Source organism: Pedobacter aquatilis (assembly GCF_032678425.1).
In the GTDB taxonomy this organism is placed as follows: domain Bacteria; phylum Bacteroidota; class Bacteroidia; order Sphingobacteriales; family Sphingobacteriaceae; genus Pedobacter; species Pedobacter aquatilis_B.
The window spans coordinates 969,733-996,272 of sequence record NZ_JAVTSG010000001.1; the positions used below are offsets into that span (position 1 = coordinate 969,733).

At 36.1% G+C, this 26,540-nt stretch carries 26 protein-coding genes; 13 read left to right on the forward strand and 13 right to left on the reverse strand.

Annotated elements, in window-relative coordinates:
* Positions 1–26 precede the first annotated feature (26 nt).
* The 5 genes from R2Q16_RS04010 to R2Q16_RS04030 form a co-directional block, all read right to left on the reverse strand.
* A complete protein-coding gene (locus R2Q16_RS04010) occupies positions 27–1,091 on the reverse strand; it encodes a branched-chain amino acid aminotransferase (protein WP_316735290.1) in 1,065 nt (354 codons plus the stop codon).
* A 138-nt stretch (positions 1,092–1,229) separates the two neighbouring features.
* The gene (locus R2Q16_RS04015; protein WP_316735291.1) at positions 1,230–2,195 is read right to left on the reverse strand and encodes a tryptophan 2,3-dioxygenase family protein; all 966 of its coding nucleotides are present in this window, start codon (positions 2,193–2,195) and stop codon (positions 1,230–1,232) included.
* A 12-nt stretch (positions 2,196–2,207) separates the two neighbouring features.
* The gene (gene crcB / locus R2Q16_RS04020; protein ID WP_316735292.1) at positions 2,208–2,585 is read right to left on the reverse strand and encodes a fluoride efflux transporter CrcB; all 378 of its coding nucleotides are present in this window, start codon (positions 2,583–2,585) and stop codon (positions 2,208–2,210) included.
* Between the two features lie 4 nt (positions 2,586–2,589).
* Complete coding sequence (locus tag R2Q16_RS04025; protein WP_316735293.1) at positions 2,590–3,891, reverse strand: HAD-IB family phosphatase; 1,302 nt, start codon at positions 3,889–3,891, stop codon at positions 2,590–2,592.
* On the reverse strand, positions 3,891–4,853 hold the full coding sequence (locus R2Q16_RS04030) for an NAD-dependent epimerase/dehydratase family protein (RefSeq protein WP_316735294.1): 963 nt from the start codon (positions 4,851–4,853) through the stop codon (positions 3,891–3,893). Before R2Q16_RS04030 ends, R2Q16_RS04025 begins: the two co-directional genes overlap by 1 nt.
* A gap of 70 nt (positions 4,854–4,923) precedes the next feature.
* On the opposite strand from R2Q16_RS04030, the gene R2Q16_RS04035 reads away from it, so the two are divergent.
* Positions 4,924–6,105 carry a formimidoylglutamase gene (locus R2Q16_RS04035; protein ID WP_316735295.1) on the forward strand — a complete coding sequence of 394 codons (1,182 nt, stop codon included), beginning with the start codon at positions 4,924–4,926 and terminating at the stop codon, positions 6,103–6,105.
* 89 nt (positions 6,106–6,194) lie between these two features.
* Complete coding sequence (locus R2Q16_RS04040; RefSeq protein WP_316735296.1) at positions 6,195–7,337, forward strand: TlpA disulfide reductase family protein; 1,143 nt, start codon at positions 6,195–6,197, stop codon at positions 7,335–7,337.
* A 75-nt stretch (positions 7,338–7,412) separates the two neighbouring features.
* On the opposite strand, the gene R2Q16_RS04045 is transcribed toward R2Q16_RS04040, so the two are convergent.
* The 6 genes from R2Q16_RS04045 to dcd form a co-directional block, all read right to left on the reverse strand.
* Positions 7,413–7,919, reverse strand: coding sequence for an SMI1/KNR4 family protein (locus R2Q16_RS04045; RefSeq protein ID WP_316735297.1), 507 nt, complete (start codon positions 7,917–7,919; stop codon positions 7,413–7,415).
* Between the two features lie 16 nt (positions 7,920–7,935).
* Entirely contained in the window at positions 7,936–9,207 is a 1,272-nt protein-coding gene (gene purD, locus R2Q16_RS04050; RefSeq protein WP_316735298.1) for a phosphoribosylamine--glycine ligase, read from the reverse strand.
* 138 nt (positions 9,208–9,345) lie between these two features.
* Positions 9,346–10,221, reverse strand: coding sequence for an SDR family oxidoreductase (locus tag R2Q16_RS04055; protein ID WP_316735299.1), 876 nt, complete (start codon positions 10,219–10,221; stop codon positions 9,346–9,348).
* Between the two features lie 82 nt (positions 10,222–10,303).
* Entirely contained in the window at positions 10,304–11,065 is a 762-nt protein-coding gene (locus R2Q16_RS04060) for an enoyl-CoA hydratase/isomerase family protein (RefSeq protein WP_316735300.1), read from the reverse strand.
* Between the two features lie 155 nt (positions 11,066–11,220).
* The gene (locus R2Q16_RS04065; RefSeq protein WP_316735301.1) at positions 11,221–13,911 is read right to left on the reverse strand and encodes a carboxypeptidase-like regulatory domain-containing protein; all 2,691 of its coding nucleotides are present in this window, start codon (positions 13,909–13,911) and stop codon (positions 11,221–11,223) included.
* An 84-nt stretch (positions 13,912–13,995) separates the two neighbouring features.
* Positions 13,996–14,532 (reverse strand): dCTP deaminase, encoded by a 537-nt coding sequence (gene dcd / locus R2Q16_RS04070; RefSeq protein ID WP_316735302.1) that lies wholly within the window; start codon positions 14,530–14,532, stop codon positions 13,996–13,998.
* A gap of 72 nt (positions 14,533–14,604) precedes the next feature.
* On the opposite strand from dcd, the gene R2Q16_RS04075 reads away from it, so the two are divergent.
* The 5 genes from R2Q16_RS04075 (at position 14,605) to R2Q16_RS04095 (ending at position 18,003) form a co-directional block, all read left to right on the forward strand.
* Positions 14,605–15,255, forward strand: a complete 651-nt coding sequence (locus R2Q16_RS04075; RefSeq protein WP_316735303.1) for a 4'-phosphopantetheinyl transferase family protein — start codon at positions 14,605–14,607, stop codon at positions 15,253–15,255.
* 14 nt (positions 15,256–15,269) lie between these two features.
* Entirely contained in the window at positions 15,270–15,998 is a 729-nt protein-coding gene (gene lipB, locus R2Q16_RS04080) for a lipoyl(octanoyl) transferase LipB (RefSeq protein WP_316735304.1), read from the forward strand.
* Positions 15,999–16,362: 364 nt separating this feature from the next.
* Positions 16,363–17,088 (forward strand): SGNH/GDSL hydrolase family protein, encoded by a 726-nt coding sequence (locus R2Q16_RS04085; RefSeq protein ID WP_316735305.1) that lies wholly within the window; start codon positions 16,363–16,365, stop codon positions 17,086–17,088.
* Positions 17,089–17,173: 85 nt separating this feature from the next.
* Complete coding sequence (locus R2Q16_RS04090) at positions 17,174–17,671, forward strand: DUF5684 domain-containing protein (RefSeq protein ID WP_316735306.1); 498 nt, start codon at positions 17,174–17,176, stop codon at positions 17,669–17,671.
* A complete protein-coding gene (locus R2Q16_RS04095; RefSeq protein WP_316735308.1) occupies positions 17,671–18,003 on the forward strand; it encodes a DUF2752 domain-containing protein in 333 nt (110 codons plus the stop codon). Before R2Q16_RS04090 ends, R2Q16_RS04095 begins: the two co-directional genes overlap by 1 nt.
* On the opposite strand, the gene R2Q16_RS04100 is transcribed toward R2Q16_RS04095, so the two are convergent.
* Positions 18,000–18,743 (reverse strand): RDD family protein, encoded by a 744-nt coding sequence (locus tag R2Q16_RS04100; RefSeq protein ID WP_316735309.1) that lies wholly within the window; start codon positions 18,741–18,743, stop codon positions 18,000–18,002. The genes R2Q16_RS04095 and R2Q16_RS04100 overlap by 4 nt on opposite strands.
* Before the next feature lie 142 nt (positions 18,744–18,885).
* Here R2Q16_RS04100 and R2Q16_RS04105 point away from each other — a divergent pair, with 142 nt between their 5' ends.
* The 6 genes from R2Q16_RS04105 to R2Q16_RS04130 are packed head-to-tail and all read left to right on the forward strand — an operon-like array spanning position 18,886 to position 24,965.
* Positions 18,886–19,836, forward strand: coding sequence for a stage II sporulation protein M (locus R2Q16_RS04105; protein WP_316735310.1), 951 nt, complete (start codon positions 18,886–18,888; stop codon positions 19,834–19,836).
* Between the two features lies 1 nt (position 19,837).
* Positions 19,838–20,716 carry a hypothetical protein gene (locus R2Q16_RS04110; protein WP_316735311.1) on the forward strand — a complete coding sequence of 293 codons (879 nt, stop codon included), beginning with the start codon at positions 19,838–19,840 and terminating at the stop codon, positions 20,714–20,716.
* Positions 20,717–20,720: 4 nt separating this feature from the next.
* A complete protein-coding gene (locus tag R2Q16_RS04115; RefSeq protein ID WP_316735312.1) occupies positions 20,721–21,446 on the forward strand; it encodes a DUF4129 domain-containing protein in 726 nt (241 codons plus the stop codon).
* Positions 21,443–22,618, forward strand: a complete 1,176-nt coding sequence (locus R2Q16_RS04120; protein WP_316735313.1) for a DUF4350 domain-containing protein — start codon at positions 21,443–21,445, stop codon at positions 22,616–22,618. The genes R2Q16_RS04115 and R2Q16_RS04120 overlap by 4 nt, the downstream gene beginning before the upstream one ends.
* Positions 22,618–23,595: a MoxR family ATPase gene (locus tag R2Q16_RS04125; RefSeq protein WP_316735314.1), complete on the forward strand. Its 978-nt coding sequence runs from the start codon at positions 22,618–22,620 to the stop codon at positions 23,593–23,595. The genes R2Q16_RS04120 and R2Q16_RS04125 overlap by 1 nt, the downstream gene beginning before the upstream one ends.
* A 23-nt stretch (positions 23,596–23,618) precedes the next feature.
* Entirely contained in the window at positions 23,619–24,965 is a 1,347-nt protein-coding gene (locus R2Q16_RS04130; RefSeq protein ID WP_316735315.1) for a DUF58 domain-containing protein, read from the forward strand.
* Positions 24,966–25,013: 48 nt separating this feature from the next.
* Here the strand turns inward: R2Q16_RS04130 and R2Q16_RS04135 are convergent, their stop codons facing one another.
* Positions 25,014–26,072: a nucleoid-associated protein gene (locus tag R2Q16_RS04135; RefSeq protein WP_316735316.1), complete on the reverse strand. Its 1,059-nt coding sequence runs from the start codon at positions 26,070–26,072 to the stop codon at positions 25,014–25,016.
* Positions 26,073–26,540 lie beyond the last annotated feature (468 nt).

Below are 26,540 nucleotides of genomic sequence, written 5' to 3' on the forward strand. Positions count from 1 at the left end.
TTCTTTATAATTCAAAATCGTTTCTTTTACAAAATCCAGTTCCAACCAAATTCATCAGTTGATAAACCGTAACGGATATCGTTTAGCTTTTTAGCAATCCCGTTTGAAACTGTTCTGGTAGAAGAATCTGTCAATTTGTAGGTTTTGCCTAAATAACCGATTTCGCCAATTTGGGTAACCGTTGCTGCAGTGCCCGCAGCAAAGGCTTCTGTTAAAGTACCGTTTTCAATGCCTTCGATAACTTCCTTAACCGAAACTCTGCGTTCTTCAACTTCAACACCTGCATTTTTAGCAAGGGTAATAATAGTATCGCGGGTTACGCCATCCAAAACTGTACTACGTACCGAAGGCGTAACTAATTTACCATTGATAACGAAAATCAGATTTGCAGTTCCAGCTTCTTCAATATATTCGTGATTTACAGAATCTGTCCAGATTAATTGGTCATAACCCTCTTTTTTAGCTTGCTCAAACGGATATAAAGAACGGGCATAGTTGCCTGCAGTTTTTGCAAAGCCAACTCCACCATCATCAGCTCTGGTAAATTCAGTTTCGATTTTTACTTTTAAAGCACTACTGTAATACGGTCCTGTTGGCGTAGTTAGCAAAGCAAATTTATAAGTATCAGAAGCTTTTACGCCTAAATATGGGTCTGTTGCAAACATCACCGGACGAATGTACAATGCGTAATCATCTTGCGCCGGAACCCATTTCTCATCAATATTAATCAAAGCAGCCAAACCTTGCATAAAAACCTCTTCAGGTATGGTTGGCATCGACATTCTAGCAGCAGATTTATTAAAACGTTCGAAGTTTTTATCTGCACGGAAAACACTAATTTTTCCATCAGGCTGGCGATAAGCTTTTAAACCTTCAAAAATTGCTTGCCCGTAATGCAACGCCGAAATAGCAGGACTCATTTGAATTGGCCCGTATGGCAAAATCTGTAAATTCTTCCACTCGCCGTCTTCATAATCTGCCGTAAACATATGGTCGGTAAAAACTTTACCAAATGGCAATTGAGAAAAATCTGTAACTGATAAACGTGTTTTATCGGCCTGAACAATTTTGATGTCTAATGTTTCAGTCATTGTAATTTTAATTTTGGATGAGTGAATTTTAAATGGATTTGAATACTGATTCAATCAATCTGCCATTCTATAATTCAATCATTATTTAATTTGCGCAAGTTATAAAAAAACAAGCTATTTTGATAGTTTTTCGGGATATTAATCTTTGTTCTTTAGTGTTTTAAGCACACTAAGCACCCAACCTTTACCCCATTCATCCATCTGTTCTTCAGTCCATAAAAACGGATAAAATATTCTTTTTTGAAAACGTGGAGGTAAATATTTTTGCCAGTTTGTTCCGCCCGTAGCCGCAATGTCAACAGGGTCTTTTTCCAGGTAACGAACGGCAGATTTATAATGCGACAATGGCCATTCTACATTAACATACAAATCCAGTTTCCTTAACTCTTCTGCTAAAAGTGCTACATCTTCACCTTTTGTTTGGAGTTGATGATATAGTGCCGAAAAATTACTTGAAACTCTATCCTTAGCCAAAGCTAAAAATTGAGCAGCGTATTTCTTAATAAATTGCTTTAAAGTAAGGGTTTGTTTGCCAGAGGCAAGTTCTGTTGCACCGAACTTCCAGTAAATATGTTCAAACTGTTCTTCTATTGAAGCGCTTTTTAATTCTTCACGTTTGCTTTTATCTGTTAAGCGGATAAAATCTGTTGCACTAATTTCAATCATTCTGTATTGACCAGATTGAAACCCACTAGCCGGTAAAAGTGACATTCTAAATTTTAGAAATTGTTCTTTTTCCATGCCATCAACCATTACCTCAAACGAAGTTGTTAATGCATTAAAGTATGCGTTAATTCTTTTCACCCTTGCCGTAAAAAATTCTACTGATAAGTTTTCATGGTTAGCAACTTGATTAAATTCATGCAAAGCAAGTTTAAAATAAAGCTCCGTAATCTGATGATACATGATAAAAATTTCTTCGTCAGGAAACGGTGTTTTAGGACTTTGCAAGCTCAAGAGCGTATCGAGATGAATGTAATCCCAATAGGTTAAAAAATCGGCATATAGCAAGCCATCCAAATACGAGGCCATATCCTGCCCCATTGCAGTATATTTTTCTTGCAGCTGGTTGAGTTTATCTTTAATTTCAGGAGTAAAATCCATTGTTTAATCTTTTTAGCTAAACTTTAATTTCGACAAATACATTCCTGCCAAAATTGCGGCAGTACACAAAACAAAGTTTATAATAATGTTTAACACAGCAACGTTAATCTGACCACTTTTGTAAAGGTTTAAGGTTTCGAGCGTAAAAGTAGAGTATGTACTAAAGCCTCCACAAAAACCTGTTATTAAGAATAGCTTCAGATTATCGTTTATTGCAGATTTCTGAATAAAAAACCCAAGGAAAACACCCATTGCCAAACAACTCAAAAAGTTAGCTGTTAACGTTGCATAAGGAAAATTTACAGCCTTCTGGGTATATAATTTGGTAGTTAAAAAACGAGCTAAACTTCCTAAACCACCGCCCAAAAAAACTATAAGGAATTGTTTCATAACATTAATATAACACCCTGAATTTTATAGTATGCTCAATCTTTTTAAGCGCCTTAAATAATTGCTTGTCATACTCCGTGTTAATGTCTGTAATGGCATAGCCGATATCAGTATTTGTCATTAAGAACTGACCAACAATATTGATGTTATGCTTGGCAAAAACCGTATTAATTTGTGCCATTATACCCGGCAAATTTTTATGGATATGAATCAAGCGGTGCGATTTATCAATTTTTGGCAGCTGCAAATTAGGATAATTAGAACTTAGATAAGTTGCACCGGTATTCATAAAATCGATTATCCTTTTAGGAATAAAATCGAAGTTACGGGGGTTTCCTTTAACATCATCAAAAATTACGATACCCATCTTTGTACAAAGTTCGGCATCAATTTTACCTTTCGAATTACCTAAATAACCTATCGTTTTCAGTTTTACGGCATTTTTAAGTTGTGTCTTTTCTATTTTCTCTCCATCGGCCAGTAAAATAACACCAACATCCTTAACATACTTTTCTTCGAAGCTTGTTTTATGTCTGATGGATAAACCATCGTTTTTCAACAGCGTAATACTTTTCGGGTCAACATCACCAATAACCAAACATAATATGCGGTTTTTTGGATATGAAATTGCTCTAGGCAAATCGTTCACATATAAAAATTCATCAAAACTTGGGGTAATGTGATCAGCTTTTGCAACAATACTTTCGCGAGCAATATTCTCAGTAAAAGCGAAAAATTTGTTAATCAAACCACTTTCCCGAAGTTGAAAATCTGAGTAACCATCTCCAATACCAAAAAGCTCGCCTTCTAATTTTAAATGCTGAAGCAATTTAACCTTTCCACCTTCTTCGCTTAAGGGATTTGCATGGTCGTAATCTATAATTTTCCCATCACCTGTGGTTACAAAAGTGTTGGCATAAATATTTTCTTTTTTTATGTGATACTGACTTACAACCGGTGTAATAAATTCTTTAAATCCGCCAGAAACGATTAAAACCTCGTCAGCATGTTTTTTAAAAAACTCAGCATTTCGTGAAAAGGAAGTCGAAACTTTTTTCTTTAAATGCTTTATCAGCTGCTTTAAATGTTCTTCATCAGCCTCTAATAATTTCACTCTTTGCGCTAAACTTTCAGAAAAAGATAGTTTCCCTTCCATCGCCAAATTGGTGTAATCTTCAATTTTTTGAAAAATAGATTCTTTCTGTGGATGTTTTTTTAGTGAAATCCTGGCGAGTTCATCTAGTGCTTCTACCTGCGTAAAAGTGCTATCAAAATCAATAATGTAGTAGGCTTTTTGTTTAGGCATTATTTTAAGTGTTGGGTAATTTCTGCAATACTATTTGAAAGTGGCTTAAATTGTATGCCGATTTGGTTTACGATTTTATCATTTGAATAGTAGCTTAATGTAATGCTACTTTTTGCGGTATCTTTAGTAATTGATGGCTGGTTTCTGGTAAAAAAAGAGAAAAATTTTAATGCTCTCCAGGCTAAACCAAGCATCCAGGGTTTGGCTTCCTTTGTTGGTGATTTAACGCCAAAACCATTTGCAATCGAGGTAAATAAATCTTTGTAGTGGATGTTTTCTGAAGAGATAATAAAACGTTCGGCGGTGACTTCGCTATCCATAAGCGATATCATGGATTTAACCACATCATCAACATCAACAAAACCCGATGCACCATTAGTGTAAAACGGAAAACCACCTTTTACCAATTTAAAAATTGCGCCACTCCCATCAAAGCCCGCATTTTTGCCAATAATTACGGATGGATTAACAATTACAGCATCTAAACCTTCGGTTATTCCACGCCAAACTTCCATTTCAGCTTCGTACTTCGAAAGTCCATAAGCGTGGGCCTTTGCATCGTATTCCCAAAAATCCTTTTCTGTAATTTGATTCCCTTTTTTTGGTTCGCCCAACGCGGCAACAGAACTAACGTGAACCAATCTGCAATTGTTATCTAAACAGAGATTTACAATGTTCGATGTGCCATCAATATTGACGTGAAAAAGTTGTTTTTTGTGGTTCGAATCTAAAGAAACAAAAGCTGCACAATGAAAAACTTTGGTAATCCCTTGAAATGCATCTTCTAAGGCAGAAGTTTCATTTATATCCGCATCAACCCAATCAATTAATTTAATGCTTTTTAGTAACGATGGAATTACAGATGTTTTCCTTTTCAGCGCCCGAACGGCTAAACCATTATCAGTAAGCTGTTTTATTAACTCAGATCCTAAAAATCCCGTTCCGCCGGTTACGAGTATCATTATATTTTTTGGGGCTATTGGTGAAAATACGCTTTCAAAAATAGATATTTGAGGCGATAGTTTTAAATATATGTCATTAACCGATTTCTTTTCTCCCTTAAATATTGATCAGTTTACACCAAAACAAGGTTTTTTCACCAGTCAGCTGGGTATGAAAACCGAATTTTATACTGAATCATTTCCCGATTTGGAGGAAGGAAAATTCGACATCGCAGTTTTTGGTGTTTTAGATGGTAGAAATGCAGTAAATAATGAAGGCTGTGGAATTGCGCCCGATTATTTCAGGGAAAAATTTTACAAATTAAATGAAGGCGCTTTTGAAAGCAAACTTGTCGATTTAGGAAACATCAGACCAGGTGCAACCGTAGCTGATACATACATTGCCGTTAAAATGGCGGTTTCCGAATTAATTAAAAATAACATTATTCCAATAATAATCGGCGGCGGACAAGACATTACGTACGCTCAATATTTGGGCTACGAAGATTTAGAGCAGAAAGTTGATTTAGTGGTTGTAGATAATCAATTTGATATTGATGGACATGAAAGTGAAGGCATAGAAACCCGGTCTGATTGCTATTTGAACAAAATATTCCTGCATCAACCTAATTATCTTTTCAACTTCAGCAATCTTGGCTACCAAACCTATTTTGTAAATCAGGAAAGTTTAAACGTAATGGATAAGCTTTATTTTGATGCGCACCGCGTTGGCGAATTCGCTCAAGATATTACACTTACCGAACCCATTATCCGCAACGCGAATATGGTAAGTTTTGATATTGGCGCCATACGCTCGGCTGATGCCGCTGCAAATGCAAATACTACGCCGAATGGATTTGATGGTGAAGAGGCTTGCAGAATTGCCCGTTATGCAGGCATGAACGATAAATTAACCTCGATTGGTTTTTATGAATTTAATCCGGCTTATGATAATAACGGCCAAACTGCATTTTTACTGGCCCAAATGGTTTGGTATTTTGTAGATGGATTTTACGCCCGTAAAAAAGATTTTCCACTAACACCGAAATCTCAATTTATAATTTATAGAACGAGTTTGAAGGATGGTTCTGGCGAAATGACTTTTGTGAAGAGTAAAAAATCGGATAGATGGTGGATGCAAGTGCCTTATCCAGCGCAACAATCTAAAAATGAGCGTTACCATTTGGTTCCTTGCCGTTACGATGATTACCAAACTGCAGTAAATGGCGATATGCCCGATTTATGGTGGCGCACCTATCAAAAGCTATCATAATTTTACATAAATTATAGCCTGATAAGACTACATTTCTTTACATTTGATTTTAAGAGCTTTAACCCTCCTCAAACTTAAAAAATCAACTAATGAAAAAAATAATTTTATCAGCAATGGCAATTTTGCCTTTGGCTGCACTAGCTCAAAAGCCTTTTACTGTAAAAGGTGATGCAAAGGCTTTAAAAACCGGCGACAAGGTTTACCTGATTTACAACGAAAACGGTCAGCGTAAAACAGATTCTGCTACTGTTGCAAATGGCAAATTTGAATTTAAGGGAACCGCTACCGACCCAATATCTGGCAGTTTGTTCAAAAACATTAACCCTTATATTAAAGGTGCTAATACCAAAAACTTAGATTACGCAAATTTATATTTGGAGCCAGGAAATATCGTTGTAAGCTCTACAGATTCGATTAAATCGGTTTCTGTTAGCGGAACACCTGCTAACAATGATAATACAAAATTAAAGGCGAGTTTAAAACCTGCTACAGATAAACTTGATGCCATTAATGCTGAGTATGCTAAACTAAGCGCAGAGCAGAAGGAAGATAAAACAGTTGTAGCTGGTATTCGTGAACGTTTTGAAAAGGCATCAGAAGAAATGACGCCAATTTATTTAAGTTTTGCTAAAAGTAACCCAAAATCTTATGTGAGTTTGGTTAGTTTGAGTCAACTATCTGGCGACCCAGATGCACAAGCACAAGTAGAAACTGCTTACGCAGGCTTAAGCCCTGAATTAAGAGCAACTAAAATTGGTACTACGTTAGCCAAAACCTTAGAAGCGACTAAAAAAACTGCTGTAGGTGTTATGGCAATGGATTTTACACAGAATGATGTAAATGGCAAACCTGTAAAATTATCTGATTTTAAAGGAAAATATGTTTTGGTTGATTTCTGGGCATCGTGGTGTGGTCCTTGTAGAGCCGAAAATCCAAATGTTGTTGTCGCTTACAATAAATTTAAAGACAAGGGCTTTACCGTTTTAGGCGTTTCTTTAGATAGACCAGGTGCAAAAGATGCATGGATTAAAGCGATTGCTGATGACAAATTAGATTGGACACAAGTTTCAGATTTAAAATTCTGGGAGAATGAAGTTGCGGTAATGTATGGCATTCGTTCTATTCCTGCTAACTTTTTAATTGACCCAACTGGCAAAATTATCGCTAAAGGATTAAGAGAAGAAGCTTTACAAAGTAAATTACAAGAGCTTTTAGGTAGCAAATCGAAATAAGTAAAACACAAAGAAGCCACAGATTTACAGGTTAATATTAATCTGTAAATCTGTGGCTTTAATGCTTATAACCTCTTAAGCGCCTTTAAGAAAATCGAGCGCATTAATGAAATAATTCTCCATTCCTTCATATGGGTCTTCACCCGGTATCCAAGAAGCGAATTTCCAATATTCCCACTCGCCACTTTCTGATAATGGCGGAACTAAAAGAAAATATTGCTCTTGATTTCTCCCGCCAACAATTATGCTTCGCGATAGCTTAATCGCCACATCCAAAAGCTCATCATTATTAATCCAAATCTCGATTATTTCAGGATCAATATCTTTTAAATAGCCAACATTAATTGTAGATTCAAAAGATGGTTCGATGTTTTCATTCGGCGTTGTGAAGCCATTTGTTATCAATAGAAAGTTCTTGTAATCCTTTGGCAGGATAATCTGTAATCTTTCCTCAAGCTGCTTAATTTCATCAGCAGAAGCTGGTTCATTTCCTAACCATTTCGATTCAACCTGTTCAGGGGTAAATGTAAATTCACCTTGTTTAATGGCAGTTTCCGAAATCTTTTTAAGTATCTTTTTCAAATTACAATAGTTTAAATTAGATTAAATCGAAACCGATATCTTCTCTGAAATATTTGCCATCGAAATAAATTCTACCCGCATCGGCTGTTGCAGATTGAAGCGCAGTAAATAAATCTTTTTGCAAACTGGTTATTGCAATTACACGTCCGCCGTTTGTTTTAACTACATCGTTATCCAATAAAGTTCCGGCATGGAAAGCGTTTGAATGTCGAAGATTTTCGATGCCTGTGATGGCTTTTCCCTTTAAATATTCGCCAGGATAACCGCCTGCAACAATCATTACGGTTGCCGCAGTTTCTTCGCTAATTTCGAGCTTAACCTGATTTAGTTTTTTATCAGCCGTTGCGATAAAAAGTTCGACCAAATCATTTTTTATCCTTGGAATTACGCTTTCCGTTTCCGGATCGCCCATACGAGCATTGTATTCAATAACATATGGTTCATCACCAACTTTTATCAACCCGAAGAAAATAAAGCCCGTATAATCAATATTATCTTTCTTTAAACCTTCAACAGTTGGTTTAATAATTCGTTCCTCAATTTTATTTAAAAACTCGGCAGATGCAAATGGCACCGGAGAAACCGAACCCATACCACCTGTATTTAATCCAGTATCAGCCTGACCAATACGTTTGTAATCTTTCGCTTCTGGCAAGGTAATGTAATTTTCGCCATCGGTTAAAACGAAAACTGAGAGTTCGATACCGCTTAAAAATTCCTCAATTACAACAGTAGCACCCGCAGCACCAAATTTACCACCAAGCATTAACTTTAGTTCTTCTTGTGCTTCGATGGTTTCAGTACAAATTAAAACACCTTTGCCCGCAGCCAAACCATCTGCCTTTAAAACAATCGGTAAAGCATGGTTTTGTAGATAGGCCAACCCATCCTCCAAAGTATCAGGAGTGAAAGATTGAGATGCCGCAGTTGGAATGCCATGACGCTGCATAAACTGCTTAGAAAAATCTTTACTTCCCTCTAAAATTGCGCCTTCTTTTTTCGGTCCGATAACCGGAATATGCGAAATTGCTGTATCTGCCAGGAAAAAATCGTGAATACCGTTTACCAAAGGTTCTTCTGGTCCGACAACAACCATGTCAATTTGCTCTGTTAAAACAATTTTTTTAATCGAATCGAAATCATTTACGCTGATGTTGATATTGGTGCCATAAGCACCTGTACCACCATTTCCGGGTGCAATAATCAATTTATCACAATGTGAAGACTGGCTGATTTTCCAGGCAAATGCACTTTCTCTGCCACCTGAACCTAATAGTAAGATATTCATGTGGGCAAAGATAATAAATGAGGGATGGAAAATGGTAGATGGGTGATGGAAAATGTGATTAGATTATAGATAATGCATAGCTACAAGCAGATGATGGGCAAGCATTTCATCATCCATTTTACATAATTACATTTTACACTATTTAGCGCTTCTCGTCATTTGCTCCAACATATCCCACATTTCATTTGGAATGGCTTCCAATCCATTCATTTGACCAGCACCTTGCAACCATTCGCCACCATCAATCGTGATGACTTCGCCATTAATATATCCAGAGAAATCGCTAACCAAAAATGCTGCAAGATTTGCAAGTTCCTGGTGTTCGCCAACTCTTTTAAGTGGAACACGGTTTTTAAAATCAAACTTTTTGGCTAAATCTCCAGGTAATAATCTTTCCCATGCGCCTTTAGTTGGAAAAGGACCAGGTGCAATTGCATTTGTACGGATGCCATATTTGCCCCACTCAACCGCTAACGATCGTGTTAAAGCCAAAACGCCACCTTTTGCACAAGCAGATGGAACTACATAAGCAGAGCCTGTAAAAGCATATGTGGTAACGATGTTGAGCACCGTTGCCGTTTGTTTTTCTTTTATCCAGTGTTTTCCAAAAGTCAAAGTACAATTCACAGTGCCTTTTAGTACGATATCAATTATTGAGGAAAATGCATTTGCCGAAAGACGCTCGGTTGGAGAAATAAAATTGCCTGCAGCGTTATTTAAAAGCACATCTACAGCGCCGAATTTCTCAATCGTTTTAGCAAGCACATTTTCAACTTGCTCAATTTCGCGAACATCGCAAGCTACAGCTAAAACCTTTCCACCGGTTTTTTCTTCCATCTCATCAGCCGTTTTCTGTAAAACATCTTGTTTACGGCTAGTAATTACCAAATTGGCGCCCAATTTCAGGAAATAAACACCCATCGCTTTTCCTAATCCAGTACCACCTCCAGTAATAACTATTGTTTTGCCTTTTAACGCATCATCGCGAAGCATAGGTTGATTGAAATTTAACATATATCTGGTTGTCTTAAGGTTTAATTGATCAATTGTTTAATTGACGAATTGCTAATTGTTCAATTGTGATTTTTAATTTTGATTATTTCCTCTGGAGATTTTCTAAAATCGTTTTTAGAATATGCCTGGTTGATGGCGACCACCATTGTGCAAGCATTTTCTCTAAAGTTGCAGATTGATCACCACTTACCGCAGCAATTAAATCAGTACGGATATTAAGTTTACTTTGCGACCAGGTGTTACTTTCCAGCTCCATAAACTTTTTAATTTTTCGCTCTGCGGATGTTAGTAAACTTTCATTTTTAACCAACTCATCTACCAAGCCAATTTTTAATGCTTCCTCGGGATTGTATAATCTTCCGGTTAACAAGCTTTGCGAAGCTTCGGCCTTGCCAATCCAAAACGAATACAATTGAAAAATACTATTTGGCACAATAATTCCTACCGGAACTTCATTTAAACCGATGATAAATTGTCCCTCTGCCATAACCCGATAATCACAGGCTAAAGCCATAACGCACCCACCAGCCGGACTATGACCACTTATTGCCGCAACAATTGGTTTTTTAAAGCCGACCAAGTTTGCCGTAAAACTGAAAAACAATTCAAAAAAGGATTTTGCTTCTGCTTCATTGTATCCGTAAAGCTCAACTAAATCTAAGCCTGCCGAGAAGAAAGGGGCTTTACCTGTTAAAATAACACCCCCAATATTGTTATCATTAGAAATGTTGATTAGCATATCATTCAGCTCCGAAATCAGCTCGCGGTTCATCGCATTTGATTTGCCTCTATCTAAAGTAATGGTAGCCAGGCGATCCTTAACGCTCACTTTAATCGTATTCATATATCGGTATTTACAGTTGTATATAAAGCAAAATAATAAATTTGAATTAGTATGCATGCATACTAATTCAAATTTATTATTTTTTGATGATTAAACCTCAAAAGATGTAGCTATTGCAACAATAGCAACGAAGTTATTTTTATTAATTAAAATACTTACTTGACATCAAAAGTAGCCACAGCTCTTGCAAAATGTCCTTCAGCATCTATACCTTCAATCACAACACGGTACGTGGCAGGCTCGTTAGCATTGTAAAAACTAAAAGAAGCTTTTCCGTCGTTGTCGCTCACCACTTGTGGATTCCAGTAAATTGTGCTTCTGTAATCGCCTTTTGCGTTGTTAGTAGCCGCATCATATTTTGGCGAATAAAATTCTCTGGAAACTGAATAACCTTTTTGGTTTATCGTAACCACTCCAGGCGCATAATTATTTGACAAATTATCGCTACCACCACGTTTTGTAGTGATAACAAGCACACCACCGCCTCCTCGGCTGCCATAAATTGCTATGTTTCCGGCTGTACGTAGAACTTCTATCGTTTCAATGTCGTTGGGATTTAGCACGTCCAGAAAATCGGGTTCTACGTTCATCCCATCAACTACAATTGCCATTGGGGTATTTTGGCTCCGAGTTGAATATGGAACGCCATTTCTCCAAATCACGAAAGGTATTCTTCCATTTAAGCATTGCGAAAGTGTTACACAAGCCTCCAAATCCTTCGCAGTCAAAATAAAATCAGCACGACCAGCGCCATTTAAATTGGCCGAATTTTTTGCGGGATTTCTTTGCTCCGTTACCACAACTTCATCAAGTTTTATGGTCCTTTCCAACAAACCTAATCTTGTCATTTCATTAAAGTAATTGTCGCTTTCTTTAATGTATTTCATTAGCGTGTTGTTCACGTTAATATCAATTTCAGCTCCATTTTTGCTTTTCGTTACAATTTGAGCTGGTATGGCATCCAATTTAATATCAACAAATTTCCTGTCGGTTTTAGTTCTGGCTTGTACAACGAAACGCACACTATCGCTAAATTCTAAATTATCAAAGTTAAATCTGCCTTCTGCATTCGTAGTTGTATCTTGAAAAAACACGCCGCCTTTGGTCGACATTATCATTACTTTACCATTTGGAACGGGCTTACCACCTTTTGTAACTGTTCCGCTGATTGATGTTGACTGCTCGGGTTTATAAGTAATGCTTGGCCCTGCATTATTAATAACATTTTTCCAAAGAAATCTTCTCCAGCCCTGTGTTAAAAGCAAATTATCTAAATCTCCCCGTGTTTTAACATCATCCTTTAAGAAGTAATAATTTGGCTTTTCTACAAACCCTGCTAAATCTGAGGTAAGCAACAGATTCGCAAGAATATTGCTCTCACTGTTTTCATCAGGTGCAACTTTGCTGGCATTTGTAACCGATACAGAAAAGCTACCAATTAAAGGTTTTTGCTTATTCGAAACATTAAAATCTATTGTTGATTTACCTCTTTTTTCTAAAGAGGCCTGATTTGTGTTGAATTTAACATCAATAATATCGCCTTTATTTTTATTGAAGATTAAACGTTCTGCAATGGGTTGATTGTTAGCAGAAAATAAAGTAAACTGAACAACTCCACTCGGCAGTTTGCTTTTGGGAATTACCGCGGTCAATAATTGCTTATCAACTTTTGCTTTAGATACATAATAGATATTTCCACCTTGCTGCGCCACAATTTTTAATTCATCCGAATTAGTCAAATCAGCACTGGTCATTATTTTTACAGATACTTTGCTTGTATCAGAATTCGTTACCGATAAAGCGTAACCACTTTTTTGAGCCAATGGCAATCTGAAATCTTTTTGTGAACCATCTTTAAAAGTAACTTTTGCTGTATAAGTTTTTCCAGCATGGGTATTTAAGACAAAATTTCCCATCCCCAAATGAGTAGTTTCGAAAGTTGTTATTTCTACACCGGACTGATCAATAATTTTTGCTTTGATATCTTCGCCTAATCCGGTTCCGTTAACAGCTTTAACAGCAATTTTTTGCGGCAATTCTTCTATCAATGCACCACCTTCCGGAAAAAACTGAACATCAACATCATTACTTGTTGAGGTAATCGGAACAGATTTAATAACTTTTTGCTTATTATCTAACGTAATCATTGCAACAATTTTTCCTTTTTTATTGAGGAAGGATTGGTTATTCGAAAAATCTATGTTTGCTATTCCAGATTCATTGGTTTTAGTTTTGCCTTTAGCAATTGTGCGGTAATCTAACTGAACCTCATAGCTAACCTCATTATTCTTATATGGCACTCCGTTTTTATCTTCAAAACGAATATTGGCGTTTACCTTATCGTTATTATTTTCTTTTGTAAATTTATATTCAGTAAAAGTGAAAACCTTATTTGCCCAGCCATTACCAATTTTGATATTTTTATCAAAAAAGAAGTCAGTACCGAAATTACGCATGTAATTTGTGTAGGCTCTAATCCTATAATTGCCTTCGCCAAGCGAATCAGTAAGTTTAAAATCGCCCCAGGTTATGCCACCCATTAGCGGTAGTTTCACCAATCTTTTTAAAGAGTCCTTTTCGTTAATAAGCTCAACATATAAAATCTTACTAATTTCTGATGGGGCAAGGGTTTTGGTATTTACGGTATAAGCTTTAAACCAAATATCATCGCCTATGGCGTAATAGGGTTTATCTAAATGTAGGTATACTTTTTCCTGTGGATATTTATTTGAATAATCCTCGAGCTTTTTAAGTAGCTGCGTAAACGGATCATCGTCCATTTTAAATGCTACAAAACTTAAAAGCACAGCAAAAAAACCGAGAAGGAGCGAGATTTTGATTTTCATTTGGCGTAGTGTAAAAGTAAATATGCCTCAAGGTACAAAACCCGAGGCATATTATTATGAATTTTACATGAAAAGCAGCTTAAACTAAAAGCTGTTCTTCCACATCATACTTTCCACAGGGCGGGTAGTTTTATTATTGTATTTTGCATTGCCTTTGCTGTTGTACATGGTTTCTACTTCTCCTTCTACAACAAAGTAAATTAATTGGCCTATTGGCATTCCGGCGTAAACCCTCACCGGTTGTGCTACAGAAATTTCCAAGGTCCAGGTGTTACAGAAACCAACATCGCCCTTTCCGGCAGTTGCATGGATATCAATTCCCAGTCTTCCGGTGCTGCTTTTACCCTCCAAAAAAGGCACATGACTATGGGTTTCGGTATATTCTAAAGTTACACCAAGGTATAATGTACCCGGCTGAAGCACGAAACCATCTTTCGGAATTTCGAAATGCTCAATCTCATTATGTTTCTTTGCATCTAATACACGGTTTTTATAGGTTGCTAAATATTTGCCCAAATGTACATCGTACGAATTGGTGCCTAAGCAACTGCGATCGAATGGCTCAATAATTATTGTCCCCTTATCAATTTCCTCTAAAATCCTTTTATCAGATAATATCATTTTTATGCGTATTTTTGGCCTAAATTATCATTTATTTAAGATAATTTTGCATGTTAAATTTCAATTTTATAAATGCCAATAGTTTATAATAAAAATATCGATGAACATTCTGTTCTGGCCATCTGGAAAATTGAGGAAACAGAAGCGCAACTCTTAGCCGGATTACAATTAAAACAGCACGAGCTTGGCATCATTTCATCTTTAAACAATGGAAAAAGACTGCTCCACTGGCTCAGTACGCGCTTATTATTGCGCACTTTACTGAATACTGCCGAATATATCGATTGCAAGTTTGATGAAGACGGAAAACCTTATCTGGTAAACTTCGACTATAAAATTTCTTTAAGCCATTCTTACGATTATGCCGCCGTAATGATTAGCAAAGATTACGCTGTCGGTGTTGATATAGAACTCATCAAGCATAAAATTAAAAGCATTAAGCATAAGTTTTTAAACGATGTTGAGCTTGCTCAAAAACAAATTGGCGATAACACCGAAGGACTTTATGTGTGTTGGTGCGCTAAAGAAGCGATTTACAAATGGCATGGCAAAAAAGGCTTAGAATTTAAGGCCCACATACACATTAAGCCTTTCAAACTAAAAAGTGAAGGCAGTTTAAATGCCTTGGTAGAATTGCCAACCGGAACCCGCGAGCTAACCGTACATTATTTTAAAACTGCCGATGGCTACATGGTTGGTTATGTACAGGCAGCACAAAACTAAACCCGTAATAAAAGATGATAGAGGAAAGCGAAAAAAATATTGCGGATAAATTAGTAACCACACAATTTATTGACTGGGGTTTAACAGATTACCAAAAAGCCTGGGCTAAGCAGGAAGATTTACTAAACAAAATCGTTGCCATTAAAAGCGAAAACCGTGTTAATGGGACAAATTTACCAACCCCGAATTACCTTATATTTAACGAACATCCGCATGTTTACACTTTAGGCAAAAGTGGCCATCCAGATAATTTGTTGCTCGATGAACAAGGCCTTAAAGATAAACAAGCCACTTATTACAAAATAAATCGCGGCGGTGACATTACTTATCACGGTCCTGGTCAAATTGTTGGCTACCCAATTTTGGATTTAGATAATTTCTTTACCGATATACATTTATACTTACGAACACTTGAAGAAGCCGTGATTTTGACGCTGAAAGATTATGGAATTGAGAGCGGTAGGTACGAAGGTTACACCGGGGTTTGGCTGGATGCCGATAACGAGAAAGCCCGCAAAATTTGCGCAATGGGCGTTCGTTGCAGTCGTTGGGTAACTATGCATGGCTTTGCATTTAATGTTAACGTAGATTTGGATTATTTCAAAAACATTGTGCCTTGTGGTATCGATGATAAAGCAGTTACCTCTTTAGAACATGAATTAGGCTACAAAGCCGATATCGAAGAAGTTAAAGAGAAGCTAAAAAATCACATTGCCAATCTTTTTAAGATGGAATTGGTTTAATGCTCAAAAAATTACAAAGTCTATAATAAATCCTCAAAAAAAGACTTCGTAAGTTTAGACAAAAAGATAAATCAATATTTTTTTGAAAATGAACAGTTAATAACTTTTGGCGGGCTTCAGCCCCGCTTTACATTGCAAGTCCGCACTCGTACCTCGCTTGCGGGCTTTTCACTCCAATCGGGTTTAGAAACAATGTTTTTGCAAAAAAACCTACCTATATCGTCATTTCGAGCGAAGCCGAGAAATCTTTGTAACCAATTTAAAAGATCTAGCTTCACTGAGTAATAGGTGGTTCTTCACAATATTCGAAAAAACGGAATAAGTCTATCAAAACCATATAATCTACTTTTCCGTAAATTAGGGCATGAAAATTTTATTGAGTGCCATTTTATTTTCTTTTTTATCTTCGGGTTGCACTAAGCAAAATCCTATGCCTGTAAATCAACCAACCGATACTTCTTTTGTAGAAAAAAACACAACGGGCGTTTTTACTTATCTGGCTTTAGGCGATTCGTACACCATTGGAGAGGCGGTAAGTCAAAACGAATCTTTTCCTTACCAACTAAAAGATTTATTAGTTAAAAACGCCGTTAACGTTGAAGCGCCAAAAATAATTGCCCGAACTGGCTGGACTACCGATGAACTTCAGGGTGCAATTAAAGTAGCAAACATTACGCCGAAGTATGACTTTGTTACCTTGCTCATTGGCGTAAATAATCAATATCGAGGTTACAGTTTAGAAACTTACAAAAAAGAATTTCGCGAATTACTAGAAACAGCAATAGGTTTTACAGGCGGTAAAAAGGCAAGGGTTTTTGTGGTCTCAATACCCGATTGGGGCGTAACACCCTTCGCAAAAGGTGGGTTTAAATCTGCCGAGGCAATTGCTAAAGAAATTGACGCTTTTAATGCTGCTGCAGAAAAAATAACTACAGAAGCCGGCGTAAGTTTCACAAATATTACACCCGACTCTAGAGTAGCTGCAAATGATGCCACATTGATTGCAAACGATGGTTTACACCCAAGCGGTAAAATGTATAGCAACTGGGCGAATGCATTGCTACCCAAAATTTCAACTGTACTTAAATAATTTAATATCAGCTTCTTTCATTTTTAATTTTAAAATTTTAGCTTAGTTTAACTATTTAAATTATTTAATCTAAAACGAAAAACTTATGAATGATTACGAATCTTATGAAGGTGGCGGAGTAGCTGCAGGTATTGGTGCAGTAGGAATAATTATCTATTTGGCGATAATTGTACTATTAATTGTTGGCATGTGGAAGGTTTTTGAAAAAGCCGGAAAACCAGGTTGGGCAGCAATAATCCCTATTTACAACATTATTATTTTAATTGAAATTGTTGGCAAACCGATGATTTGGATTTTATGGTTATTAATACCTTGTGTTAACATTGTGTTTTTAGTTTGGCTGTACAATTTGGTAAGCAAAAGTTTCGGAAAATCAGAAGGTTTTACGGTTGGTTTAGTGATTTTTCCTTACATTTTCTGGCCAATTTTAGGTTTCGGTGATGCAAAATATTTAGGCCCATCTGCTGCAGAAGCACAGAACAATGGTTTCGGAAACAACCCGTTCAACAACTCAAATAACAATTTTAACAATCCATTCGGTAATCAAAATAACCCTAACGATACACCTCCTCCGGTTGTTTAATGTTATCAATTACCCTATATATATTTTGCAGCACAATCAATTTAGTTGATTGGCTGCAAAATCATTTAATACCATGTCCTTTTAAAGCATTAACCCATTTAGATTGCCCTGGATGTGGTTTTCAACGCTCAATTATAGCACTAATAAAAGGCGATATTCAGCAAAGCTGGAATCTTTATCCGCCAACAATTCCTTTACTTATATTATTTCTTTCGGCCTTAATCATCCACAAATTTCCTTTTACCAAAAGCGCCATTACTATAAAAGCGATGATAATTGTGGTTGGTAATTTTGTATTGATAAGCTATTTATACAAGATTTTTATCCGTTAAATAGTCATGTTGGCCGTAATGTGTTTATAATCTTTCATAACGGTTTCCAAAAATTGAAGTTCGTTCATCCCGGCAGGGATATTTACGGCCATATGTGTTTTAATTTTGGCAGCCATTGCATAAATTAAATCTGCATTTCCGGTGGTGTAGTAGCCTGTTAAAACTTCGTAAACAAGTTCAGCATCTTTATCATTCAAGTGCAAAACTTCTTTAAAGGTCGGTTCGTAATCTTCTGGTAGTGAAAAACTAAAGGCCACATTATCAATTTTTGTTCTTGGTACGGTTTTAATTAAGGTTGTTTTAGCCAGTTTATCGCCTATGCGCTGGTGCTTTTCTGTAACCGCTACAGAAATTAATGCAACTACTCCCCATCCAAACCAAACGCCAAAATCAACAATTCTAAAAATCCAACGCATTAAATATTGTCCAAAGGTTGGTTGTCCGCCATCAAGGCTGATCACTTTTATCTTCATAATTTTTTTGCCGAAACTTTGGCCGTTCATCAACATTTCGCAAACCAAATCGTAAAAAATAAAAATAACTGCAAAAAGGATAATAAGTACAATTGAAACGCTGCCCGATGTGCTAAACTGAGCGGCAACCATTAAGATCAAAACCACGATATATAAAATTGTGAAGCCCGCAAGATCTATTAATCGGGCAGCAATGCGCTCGCCTAAGCCAGCAACTTCATATTCTATATCAACATTTTGAGCAGTGCTAATTGTAATGGTTTCCATATTTCAAACATAATTTTTTTTATGCATAGATGATAGTTTCATCTATGTAAATTTTTAGCATGAAATAGTAAAGCATTTGGCTTAATTTTTTGTTAAGGAAGAAAATTTAAACTATTTTAACCACAGATTTGAGTAGCTATTAATGAGAGAAGCTTTATTTGTTAAACAAAATACAGAAAAATGGCAACGATTTAATGATTTGCAAATGGCAAGTCCTGATGAATTAGCTGATCGTTTTACTGAAATCACAAATGATTTAGCTTACGCCAAGACTTTTTATCCGAACTCTAAAACAACAGCTTATTTAAACGGCTTAGCTTCAAAACTTCATGGCTCGGTTTACAAAAACAAAAAGGAAAAATCAAACCGCTTTTTAATTTTCTGGAAAACAGAATTGCCTCTGCTTTTTTTTCAGCACAAAAAGCAAATTATTTATTCTTTAGCATTTTTTTTGGTTTCTTGTGCAATAGGCGCAATTTCTGCAAAGTATGATGATACTTTTATAAGATTAATTTTAGGCGACGGCTATGTAAACATGACGAATGATAACATCGCCAAAGGCGACCCGTTTGGGGTTTATAAACAGCAAAATCCAATAATGATGTTTATCCAAATTGGTGCAAATAATATTTTCGTTTCTTTATATACATTTGTTTTGGGTATACTTTTTTCCTTCGGAAGCATTGTTTCCCTTTTTAGAAATGGTGTAATGCTAGGTTCGTTTCAATATTTCTTTTTCAGCAAAGGTTTAGGTATTCAATCAGTTTTAGTAATTTGGATTCACGGCACGTTGGAAATCTCTGCAATTGTTTTGGCTGGTGCTGCCGGATTGGTTTTAGGCAACAGCTTCTTATTCCCTAAAACATATACCCGCATGGCATCTGTTTTAAAGGGAGCTAAAGATGGCTTAAAAATAGTGCTCGGACTTGTACCAATATTTATTGTAGCGGCTTTCTTCGAAAGTTTTGTTACCCGCCATACAGAAATGCACTGGACTTTAAGCGGCCTGATTTTACTCAGTTCTGCCGCTTTCATTATCTGGTATGTTTTTATCTATCCAAGAAAAATTTATTATAAATCACAATTAAATTAATATGCTCCTTAAAATAGAATTTAAAAAAATACGCGATTTTGGTCAGATAATTAATGATACGTTTACGTTTGTTCGCCAAAATTTTAAACCCCTCGTTAAAACCTATTTTATTTTTTCAGGATTATTTATGATTGCTGGCATGTTGGCTATGCTGTTGCAACAATACAAAATGGTTAACATCGTAAACAATATAGATGCTTTTAAAAACAGCGGATTTGGGGCAGGATTATATGGATTGGAGTATTTTTTGGCAATTTTATTCTCTTTGGCTGGTTACGCAAGTACAACAGTAGCTACCCTTTCTTACATTGCCATTTATGTACAAAAAGGCAATCAAACACCAACAACCGATGAAGTTTGGGGCTATTTTAAATATTATTTCTTTAGGATTTTTGGCAGCTCATTGCTCTTAGGCTTATTGCTTGCCATAGGATTTCTGTTTTGCTTACTCCCAGGCTTTTGGTTAATGCCCATTATTTCTTTGGTATTCCCGATTATTGTTATCGAAAACGGCACAATAGGCTATGCTTTTAACCGCAGCTTCAAATTAATTAAAGGTAACTTCTGGATAACCTTTGGAACATTATTTATTATTTGGATAATCGTTTACGCCTGCATGTCGTTTGTGGTTTTACCAACAACATTATTTAGTATGCTTGGGTTATTTTCTGGAAGCAAGCCGCAAATGTCTTTAACCTTTACCATGCTTGGTACGGTTATACAATACCTTTGCCAGGTTTGCACCGTAATACCAATTATTACCATCGCCCTATCTTACTTTAGTTTAGTAGAGCAAAAGGAAAGTGCCGGCTTAATGCAGCGTATTTCTACATTCGGAAACGAGGAAAAACCAGTTGATAATCGCCCGGAAGAATATTAAGCACATGTTAAAATTGGCGTTCAAGTTTCTTGTTTGTTTTTTATTGCTTTTTACGCAAGCGAAAGTTTATGCGCAAGTTGAGAAACCAAAGCTTACTGCCTCAGTCAAAAGGGATAGTAGTAAAGTAACGGCCTCATCATTTGACAAAAGAGCTATTGAAACCTATTCCGAACAAAAAGAATTTCAATATGATGAAGCTAAAATTCGAGATTTATCGCTATGGGATAGATTCTGGATGTGGTTTTGGGAAATGATTTCAAGATTAATTACTACCGCCGGTTCCACGCCAGGCTCAAAATATTTTTTCATTTTTGTCGGCATTGCCATTCTGGTTTACATCATTATTAAAATTATTGGTTCAGAGAATATTTTCAGCAAAAAATCTAAAGAAACCATTCTTCAGTACGATGTTTTAAACGAAAATATTCATGAAATCAATTATGAAAAAGAGCTGCAGAAATTAATCGGACAAGGAAAATATCGCCTAGCGGTTCGTCTATTGTATCTAAAAACCTTAAAGAAATTGAGCGATGCCAATATTATTGATTGGAAAGCAGATAAAACAAATTATAATTACCTAACCGAAATTAGCAAGCCAGAACTACAGGTAGCATTTGGAAAACTTACGCACCAGTTTGATTACATATGGTATGGAGATTTCCCTGTGGATGAAAATAAATTTGAGCCAATTAACCATTCCTTTAACCAGTTTAATGCTGCGATTAAATGAAAAGTTATAAAATATATTTCGCCATCGGGCTGATATTGATATTGGTTTATCTAATTGCTCAATTTAACAAACCAACACCAACCGATTGGTCGCCATCTTACAGGAAAGACAGCAAAATCCCCTACGGAACATTTATTTTCTTTAACCGAATTCAAGATGTTTTACCTGGTGTAAAAAAGCAAACATCGGCAAAGCCAATTTACAATACGCTTAAAGACAAAAACTATACAAATGCGAGTTATTTTATTATCGCACCTCAGGTAAAAATCACTAAACAAGATTTTGAACAGCTTAAAAACTTTGCCAACGCTGGCAACAATGTATTTATCGCCAGTTACAGTTTGGATAATTATGTAGAGAAAGAATTAAAATTAAAGTCTGCTTACAATTTTAATCAGGATGGAAGTTCGGTAAACTTTACAAATCCTGCGTTAAAAACTGTGGTAAATTATGGTTTTGAAAAGGGAATCGGCAACCAATACTACAGAAGTATCGATACTTCAAAAACCACCATTTTAGGCGTTGATGCGAATGAAAAGCCAAATTTTATCCGTTGCGATTACGGCAAAGGTGCGTTGTATTTAATCGCCGGACCAGGTTTTTACAGCAATTTTAATATGCTTGATAAATATGGACCTGAATATGCTGCGAAAACGCTTAGTTATTTAAAAGGTACAAATACTTTAATTTTTGATGAATATTATAATATTGCAGATAACGGACAGACAGATATTTTACGAGTATTTTTTAAACATCCTGAATTAAAATATGCTTACTACCTCTGCATTTTCAGCCTGCTGCTTTTTGTTTTATACGATATTAAAAGACGACAAAGAATTATCCCGATTGCAGACCCATACACCAACACCTCGGTAGAATATGCACAAGTTGTCGGAAGCGTTTATTACCACGAACACAACAACCTGGATATTGCCCAAAAGAAAATAAGCTATTTGCTCGAACATTTGCGTAGCCGTTATTATTTAAAAACCAATGAAATCGATAGCTCATTTGCCACAACATTAATGCAAAAAACAGGAATTAACGAAGCGATGGCAAAATCGCTTACCCGATATATTATGCAAATACCTACGCTAAGTAGTTACAGCGATACAGAACTGATTGGTTTAAATCAGATTATAGAAGATTTTTATAAAAACACAAAAGCCTAATGGAAGAGGAACAATTTAACCAGCGTACAGATTTAACCGCATTAACCGAATCGGTAAATCAAATTCGAACGGCACTGAGTAATATCATTATCGGGCAGAAACAAGTTATCGATTTTTTAATTGTCGGTTTACTTTCTGATGGCCATATTTTAATTGAGGGTGTTCCGGGTGTGGCCAAAACCTTGAGTGCAAAGTTATTGGCAAAATCTATCGCTGCACAATTTTCGAGGGTGCAATTTACGCCTGACTTAATGCCTTCAGATGTTTTGGGAACACCAATCTTCAATACGAAAACGGGCGATTTTGAATTTAGACGAGGACCGATTTTTGGCAATATAATTCTGGTTGATGAAATTAACCGTGCACCAGCGAAAACACAATCGGCCTTGTTCGAAATAATGGAAGAGCGCCAGGTTACCATTGATGGCACAACTTATAAAATGGAAGAACCATTTATGGTTCTGGCTACTCAAAACCCGATTGAGCAAGAAGGTACTTATCGTTTGCCAGAGGCACAATTAGATAGGTTTTTATTTAAAATTGATGTTAAATATCCATCACTCGAAGAGGAAACCGAAATTTTAATGAAACAGCATACACTGGTAAATAAAACTTTGCTGGATGAGGTGAAACCGGTTTTATCCGTTGAGCAAATTAAATCAGCCAGGGCAATTATCCGCAACTTATTTGTTGAGCCAAAGCTTATTGAGTTTATCGCAAAAATCGTTAACGAAACACGCAATAATCCATCACTATATTTGGGCGCATCACCAAGAGCTTCATTAGCCATAATACACAGTGCAAAAGCTTTAGCAGCCATTCAAAACCGAGATTTTGTAACACCTGATGATATTATAACTGTTGCAGTGCCAGTTTTAGCGCACCGCATTATTTTATCGCCAGAAAAAGAAATGGAAGGTATTACTACTACAGATGTTGTTCATCAGATTATTAAAAGAATAGAAGTACCAAGATAGTACGTAGTTTAAATTTGCGCCAATTGAAAAATATATTCCAGCAGTATTACAAAAACTTATTTTTAAGCAACAGGCTATTCGCTGCTTTAGCTGCTTGCGTAATATTGTTTATTTTGAGATTCTTTTTTATTTGGTTGGGCGAAATTCCTGAGATATTTACGGGTGTCGTTTTTATTTTATTAGTGTTGGATATTGTAATTCTTTACCGCCTAAATAATGGAATTGACGCACATCGGATTACTTCAAAAAGATTAAGTAACGGAGATGAAAACCCAATACAAATTCAGGTTAAAAACAAATATGGCTTCGGTGTAAAACTTAGGGTAATTGATGAAGTTCCGTTTCAATTTCAGCTACGCGATAAGGATTTTAGGTTGAACCTAAATTCTGGCGACATTAAATCCATCCATTACAATTTAAGGCCAACAAAACGTGGCGAATACGATTTCGGTTTCATCAGGGTTTACACCGGTTCTGTAATTGGTTTGGTCAGTCGCAGATTTAATTTTGACGGTTCAAAACTGCTTCCGGTTTATCCATCCTTTATAAATTTAGGGCAGTATGAACTTATGGCTGCTTCGCAGCACTTAACCGAATTTGGCATAAAAAAAATCAGGAAAATCGGACAAAGCACAGAATTCGACCAGATTAAAAATTATGTTGGCGGCGACGACATTAGAACCATAAACTGGAAAGCTACAGCAAGAAAAAGTAGTTTAATGGTTAATACTTATACGGATGAACGCTCACAAAATATTTATTGTATTATCGATAAATCGAGGGTTATGCGCATGCCATTTGAAGGGTTAAGCCTGCTCGATTATGCCATTAATGCAACGGTTGCCTTATCAAAAGTTGCCATGATAAAGCAAGATAAGGCGGGGATTATAACCCTTTCTGAAAAAATAGGAACCATTGTACCTGCCGAACGAAAATCAACGCAGCTTAGTCATATAATGCAAGTGCTTTACAAAGAGAAAACACGTTATTTAGAAAGTAACATGGAAGCACTCTACAGCACTGTTCGCTCGCTAATTAAACAACGTAGCCTGGTTGTTTTCTTTACAAATTTCGAAAGTTTATCTGCGCTGCAAAGGCAAATGCCTTACCTCAAAAGGATATCAAAATATCATTTGTTATTGGTTGTGTTTTTCGAAAATACCGAGTTAAGAGGTTTAAGCAGCGAACCTGCAAAAGATGTTGAAGGCATTTACCATAAAACCATCGCCGAAAAATTCATCTACGAAAAAAAATTAATGGTTAAAGAGTTAAATCGATATGGCATTTTATCTATCCTAACTCCACCGCAAAAATTAACCATTAATGTAATAAATCAATATCTGGCGCTAAAGGCGCAGCAAAAAATTTAGCAAAATCAGTCCAAAAAACAAAACAACTAAAAAACCAACAAATTAGAACTACTCCTCTTCCCTGAAATAAACCTTATAGTAATTCATCGATTTCTCATCATCATAGCCTTTTTCAATCATTTCTTTATTGCCATGAATGTAGATGTGAAAATTCTTGTCCAGTTTTAAAACGCTTTTGTAAACCCGGGCTTGCTTCTTAACCGCAGCATCTGCAATTTCAAAATTATCCGCAATCGGACTTTCATATTCCTGCTCGTAATTTTTCTTGTAATTTTTAAAAGATTCAATCCCTTCGGCATTGCCAATAACCTCATTTCCGAATTCCTCGATATCAAAAGTTTCTTTCTCTTTAAAATATTTCATCGAACGGTTAAGCAAGTCAATTTTATCAGCTTTGCTTATTTCGTAATCTTCATCCAACTTTTGGGTTACAAAATTTTTGTAAACACCAAGCACATTATTGGTCTGGTTATAACTATCGTTTCTGATTTTCAGCTTTAAAAATTCATCCTTCCAGTAAACCGCACTATCGTTACTACTTTTTGCCTGGTCTAAAACCACGACTTTAAAACCATTCTCTTTCTCTACATTAAAAACTAAGCAACCTTTATCCAGCTTATTAATGTTAATCGCTTCCTGTTCATAACTCACATTAAAACCATCTTGCTCCGGGTAAACTTTCAAATAAGTATCTTTATTTTCCGATTTAAAAATGCCCACAACATCCAGTTGCTCGCCCTCAATTTGCACTTTTTCGAAGTATGCAACATACAATTCACCCGATTTAATTTTCGGATGGTTCGCCACATCATATAAATGTTTTGCCAATTGTTCCGAATTTTCGTGAAAAAGTGAATTATTTTCAAAAATCTCATTCGCAAAATGGAAAACCTCGTTCAGCTGCAAATTATCACTTGGATGATACAAATGATAAACTTCATTTACCTTTTCAAAAGGCTTTAAGAAATACTGCATCAACAAATTACTCAATACCTCGTCGTCAATTTTCAATGGCGCATCAGATAATTTATAATATTCTTCCAGTAATTTATTGCCGGTATGGTGTATAGAAAGTTGCTTTAACGAAGCTTCGAAAAATGAAATCATGGCAGCAAAAGTAAGTAAAAGATTATTGCAGATTTTTTAAAATCTTTTAATTATTTGAAAAACAACGCTCAGTAATTCTTGGCGAATGTAGTCCCGTTATTCGCTCATACGCCTGCAGGCCTTACCCACAAGGCCGGTATCCGCTGCTAACGGGTTTAAAGAGTTTGGCTTGTGCATTTAGGACAAAAAACCACCCCTGTCCCTCAATGTCATTAACTTATAAAAAGCCATTGTCAGTCTGAGCCTGTCGAAGACCGTTCTTACAATCTAAAAACAAAAAATTATGTCATTCGACAAGCTCATGATAACAATATTTTTGTTTTCTCCTTAAGTTAATGACATTGCCCCCGCCCCTCTTTAAAACAAGGAGGGGAGTTCCGTTCAAATTATAGAAAAGAACCACACATAATACAAATAAATCAAAATATCGCACTTCCGACTCCCCTCCTAAATTAGGAGGGGCAAGGG

Excerpts from the sequence above, each read along its gene's own strand:
- R2Q16_RS04010 (WP_316735290.1), bottom strand. The coding sequence starts at position 1,091 with ATGACTGAAACATTAGACATCAAAATTGTTCAGGCCGATAAAACACGT.
- R2Q16_RS04015 (WP_316735291.1), bottom strand. The coding sequence starts at position 2,195 with ATGGATTTTACTCCTGAAATTAAAGATAAACTCAACCAGCTGCAAGAA.
- crcB (WP_316735292.1), bottom strand. The coding sequence starts at position 2,585 with ATGAAACAATTCCTTATAGTTTTTTTGGGCGGTGGTTTAGGAAGTTTA.
- R2Q16_RS04025 (WP_316735293.1), bottom strand. The coding sequence starts at position 3,891 with ATGCCTAAACAAAAAGCCTACTACATTATTGATTTTGATAGCACTTTT.
- R2Q16_RS04030 (WP_316735294.1), bottom strand. The coding sequence starts at position 4,853 with ATGATACTCGTAACCGGCGGAACGGGATTTTTAGGATCTGAGTTAATA.
- R2Q16_RS04035 (WP_316735295.1), top strand. The coding sequence starts at position 4,924 with ATGTCATTAACCGATTTCTTTTCTCCCTTAAATATTGATCAGTTTACA.
- R2Q16_RS04040 (WP_316735296.1), top strand. The coding sequence starts at position 6,195 with ATGAAAAAAATAATTTTATCAGCAATGGCAATTTTGCCTTTGGCTGCA.
- purD (WP_316735298.1), bottom strand. The coding sequence starts at position 9,207 with ATGAATATCTTACTATTAGGTTCAGGTGGCAGAGAAAGTGCATTTGCC.
- R2Q16_RS04055 (WP_316735299.1), bottom strand. The coding sequence starts at position 10,221 with ATGTTAAATTTCAATCAACCTATGCTTCGCGATGATGCGTTAAAAGGC.
- R2Q16_RS04060 (WP_316735300.1), bottom strand. The coding sequence starts at position 11,065 with ATGAATACGATTAAAGTGAGCGTTAAGGATCGCCTGGCTACCATTACT.
- R2Q16_RS04065 (WP_316735301.1), bottom strand. The coding sequence starts at position 13,911 with ATGAAAATCAAAATCTCGCTCCTTCTCGGTTTTTTTGCTGTGCTTTTA.
- dcd (WP_316735302.1), bottom strand. The coding sequence starts at position 14,532 with ATGATATTATCTGATAAAAGGATTTTAGAGGAAATTGATAAGGGGACA.
- R2Q16_RS04075 (WP_316735303.1), top strand. The coding sequence starts at position 14,605 with ATGCCAATAGTTTATAATAAAAATATCGATGAACATTCTGTTCTGGCC.
- lipB (WP_316735304.1), top strand. The coding sequence starts at position 15,270 with ATGATAGAGGAAAGCGAAAAAAATATTGCGGATAAATTAGTAACCACA.
- R2Q16_RS04085 (WP_316735305.1), top strand. The coding sequence starts at position 16,363 with ATGAAAATTTTATTGAGTGCCATTTTATTTTCTTTTTTATCTTCGGGT.
- R2Q16_RS04090 (WP_316735306.1), top strand. The coding sequence starts at position 17,174 with ATGAATGATTACGAATCTTATGAAGGTGGCGGAGTAGCTGCAGGTATT.
- R2Q16_RS04095 (WP_316735308.1), top strand. The coding sequence starts at position 17,671 with ATGTTATCAATTACCCTATATATATTTTGCAGCACAATCAATTTAGTT.
- R2Q16_RS04100 (WP_316735309.1), bottom strand. The coding sequence starts at position 18,743 with ATGGAAACCATTACAATTAGCACTGCTCAAAATGTTGATATAGAATAT.
- R2Q16_RS04105 (WP_316735310.1), top strand. The coding sequence starts at position 18,886 with ATGAGAGAAGCTTTATTTGTTAAACAAAATACAGAAAAATGGCAACGA.
- R2Q16_RS04110 (WP_316735311.1), top strand. The coding sequence starts at position 19,838 with ATGCTCCTTAAAATAGAATTTAAAAAAATACGCGATTTTGGTCAGATA.
- R2Q16_RS04115 (WP_316735312.1), top strand. The coding sequence starts at position 20,721 with ATGTTAAAATTGGCGTTCAAGTTTCTTGTTTGTTTTTTATTGCTTTTT.
- R2Q16_RS04120 (WP_316735313.1), top strand. The coding sequence starts at position 21,443 with ATGAAAAGTTATAAAATATATTTCGCCATCGGGCTGATATTGATATTG.
- R2Q16_RS04125 (WP_316735314.1), top strand. The coding sequence starts at position 22,618 with ATGGAAGAGGAACAATTTAACCAGCGTACAGATTTAACCGCATTAACC.
- R2Q16_RS04135 (WP_316735316.1), bottom strand. The coding sequence starts at position 26,072 with ATGATTTCATTTTTCGAAGCTTCGTTAAAGCAACTTTCTATACACCAT.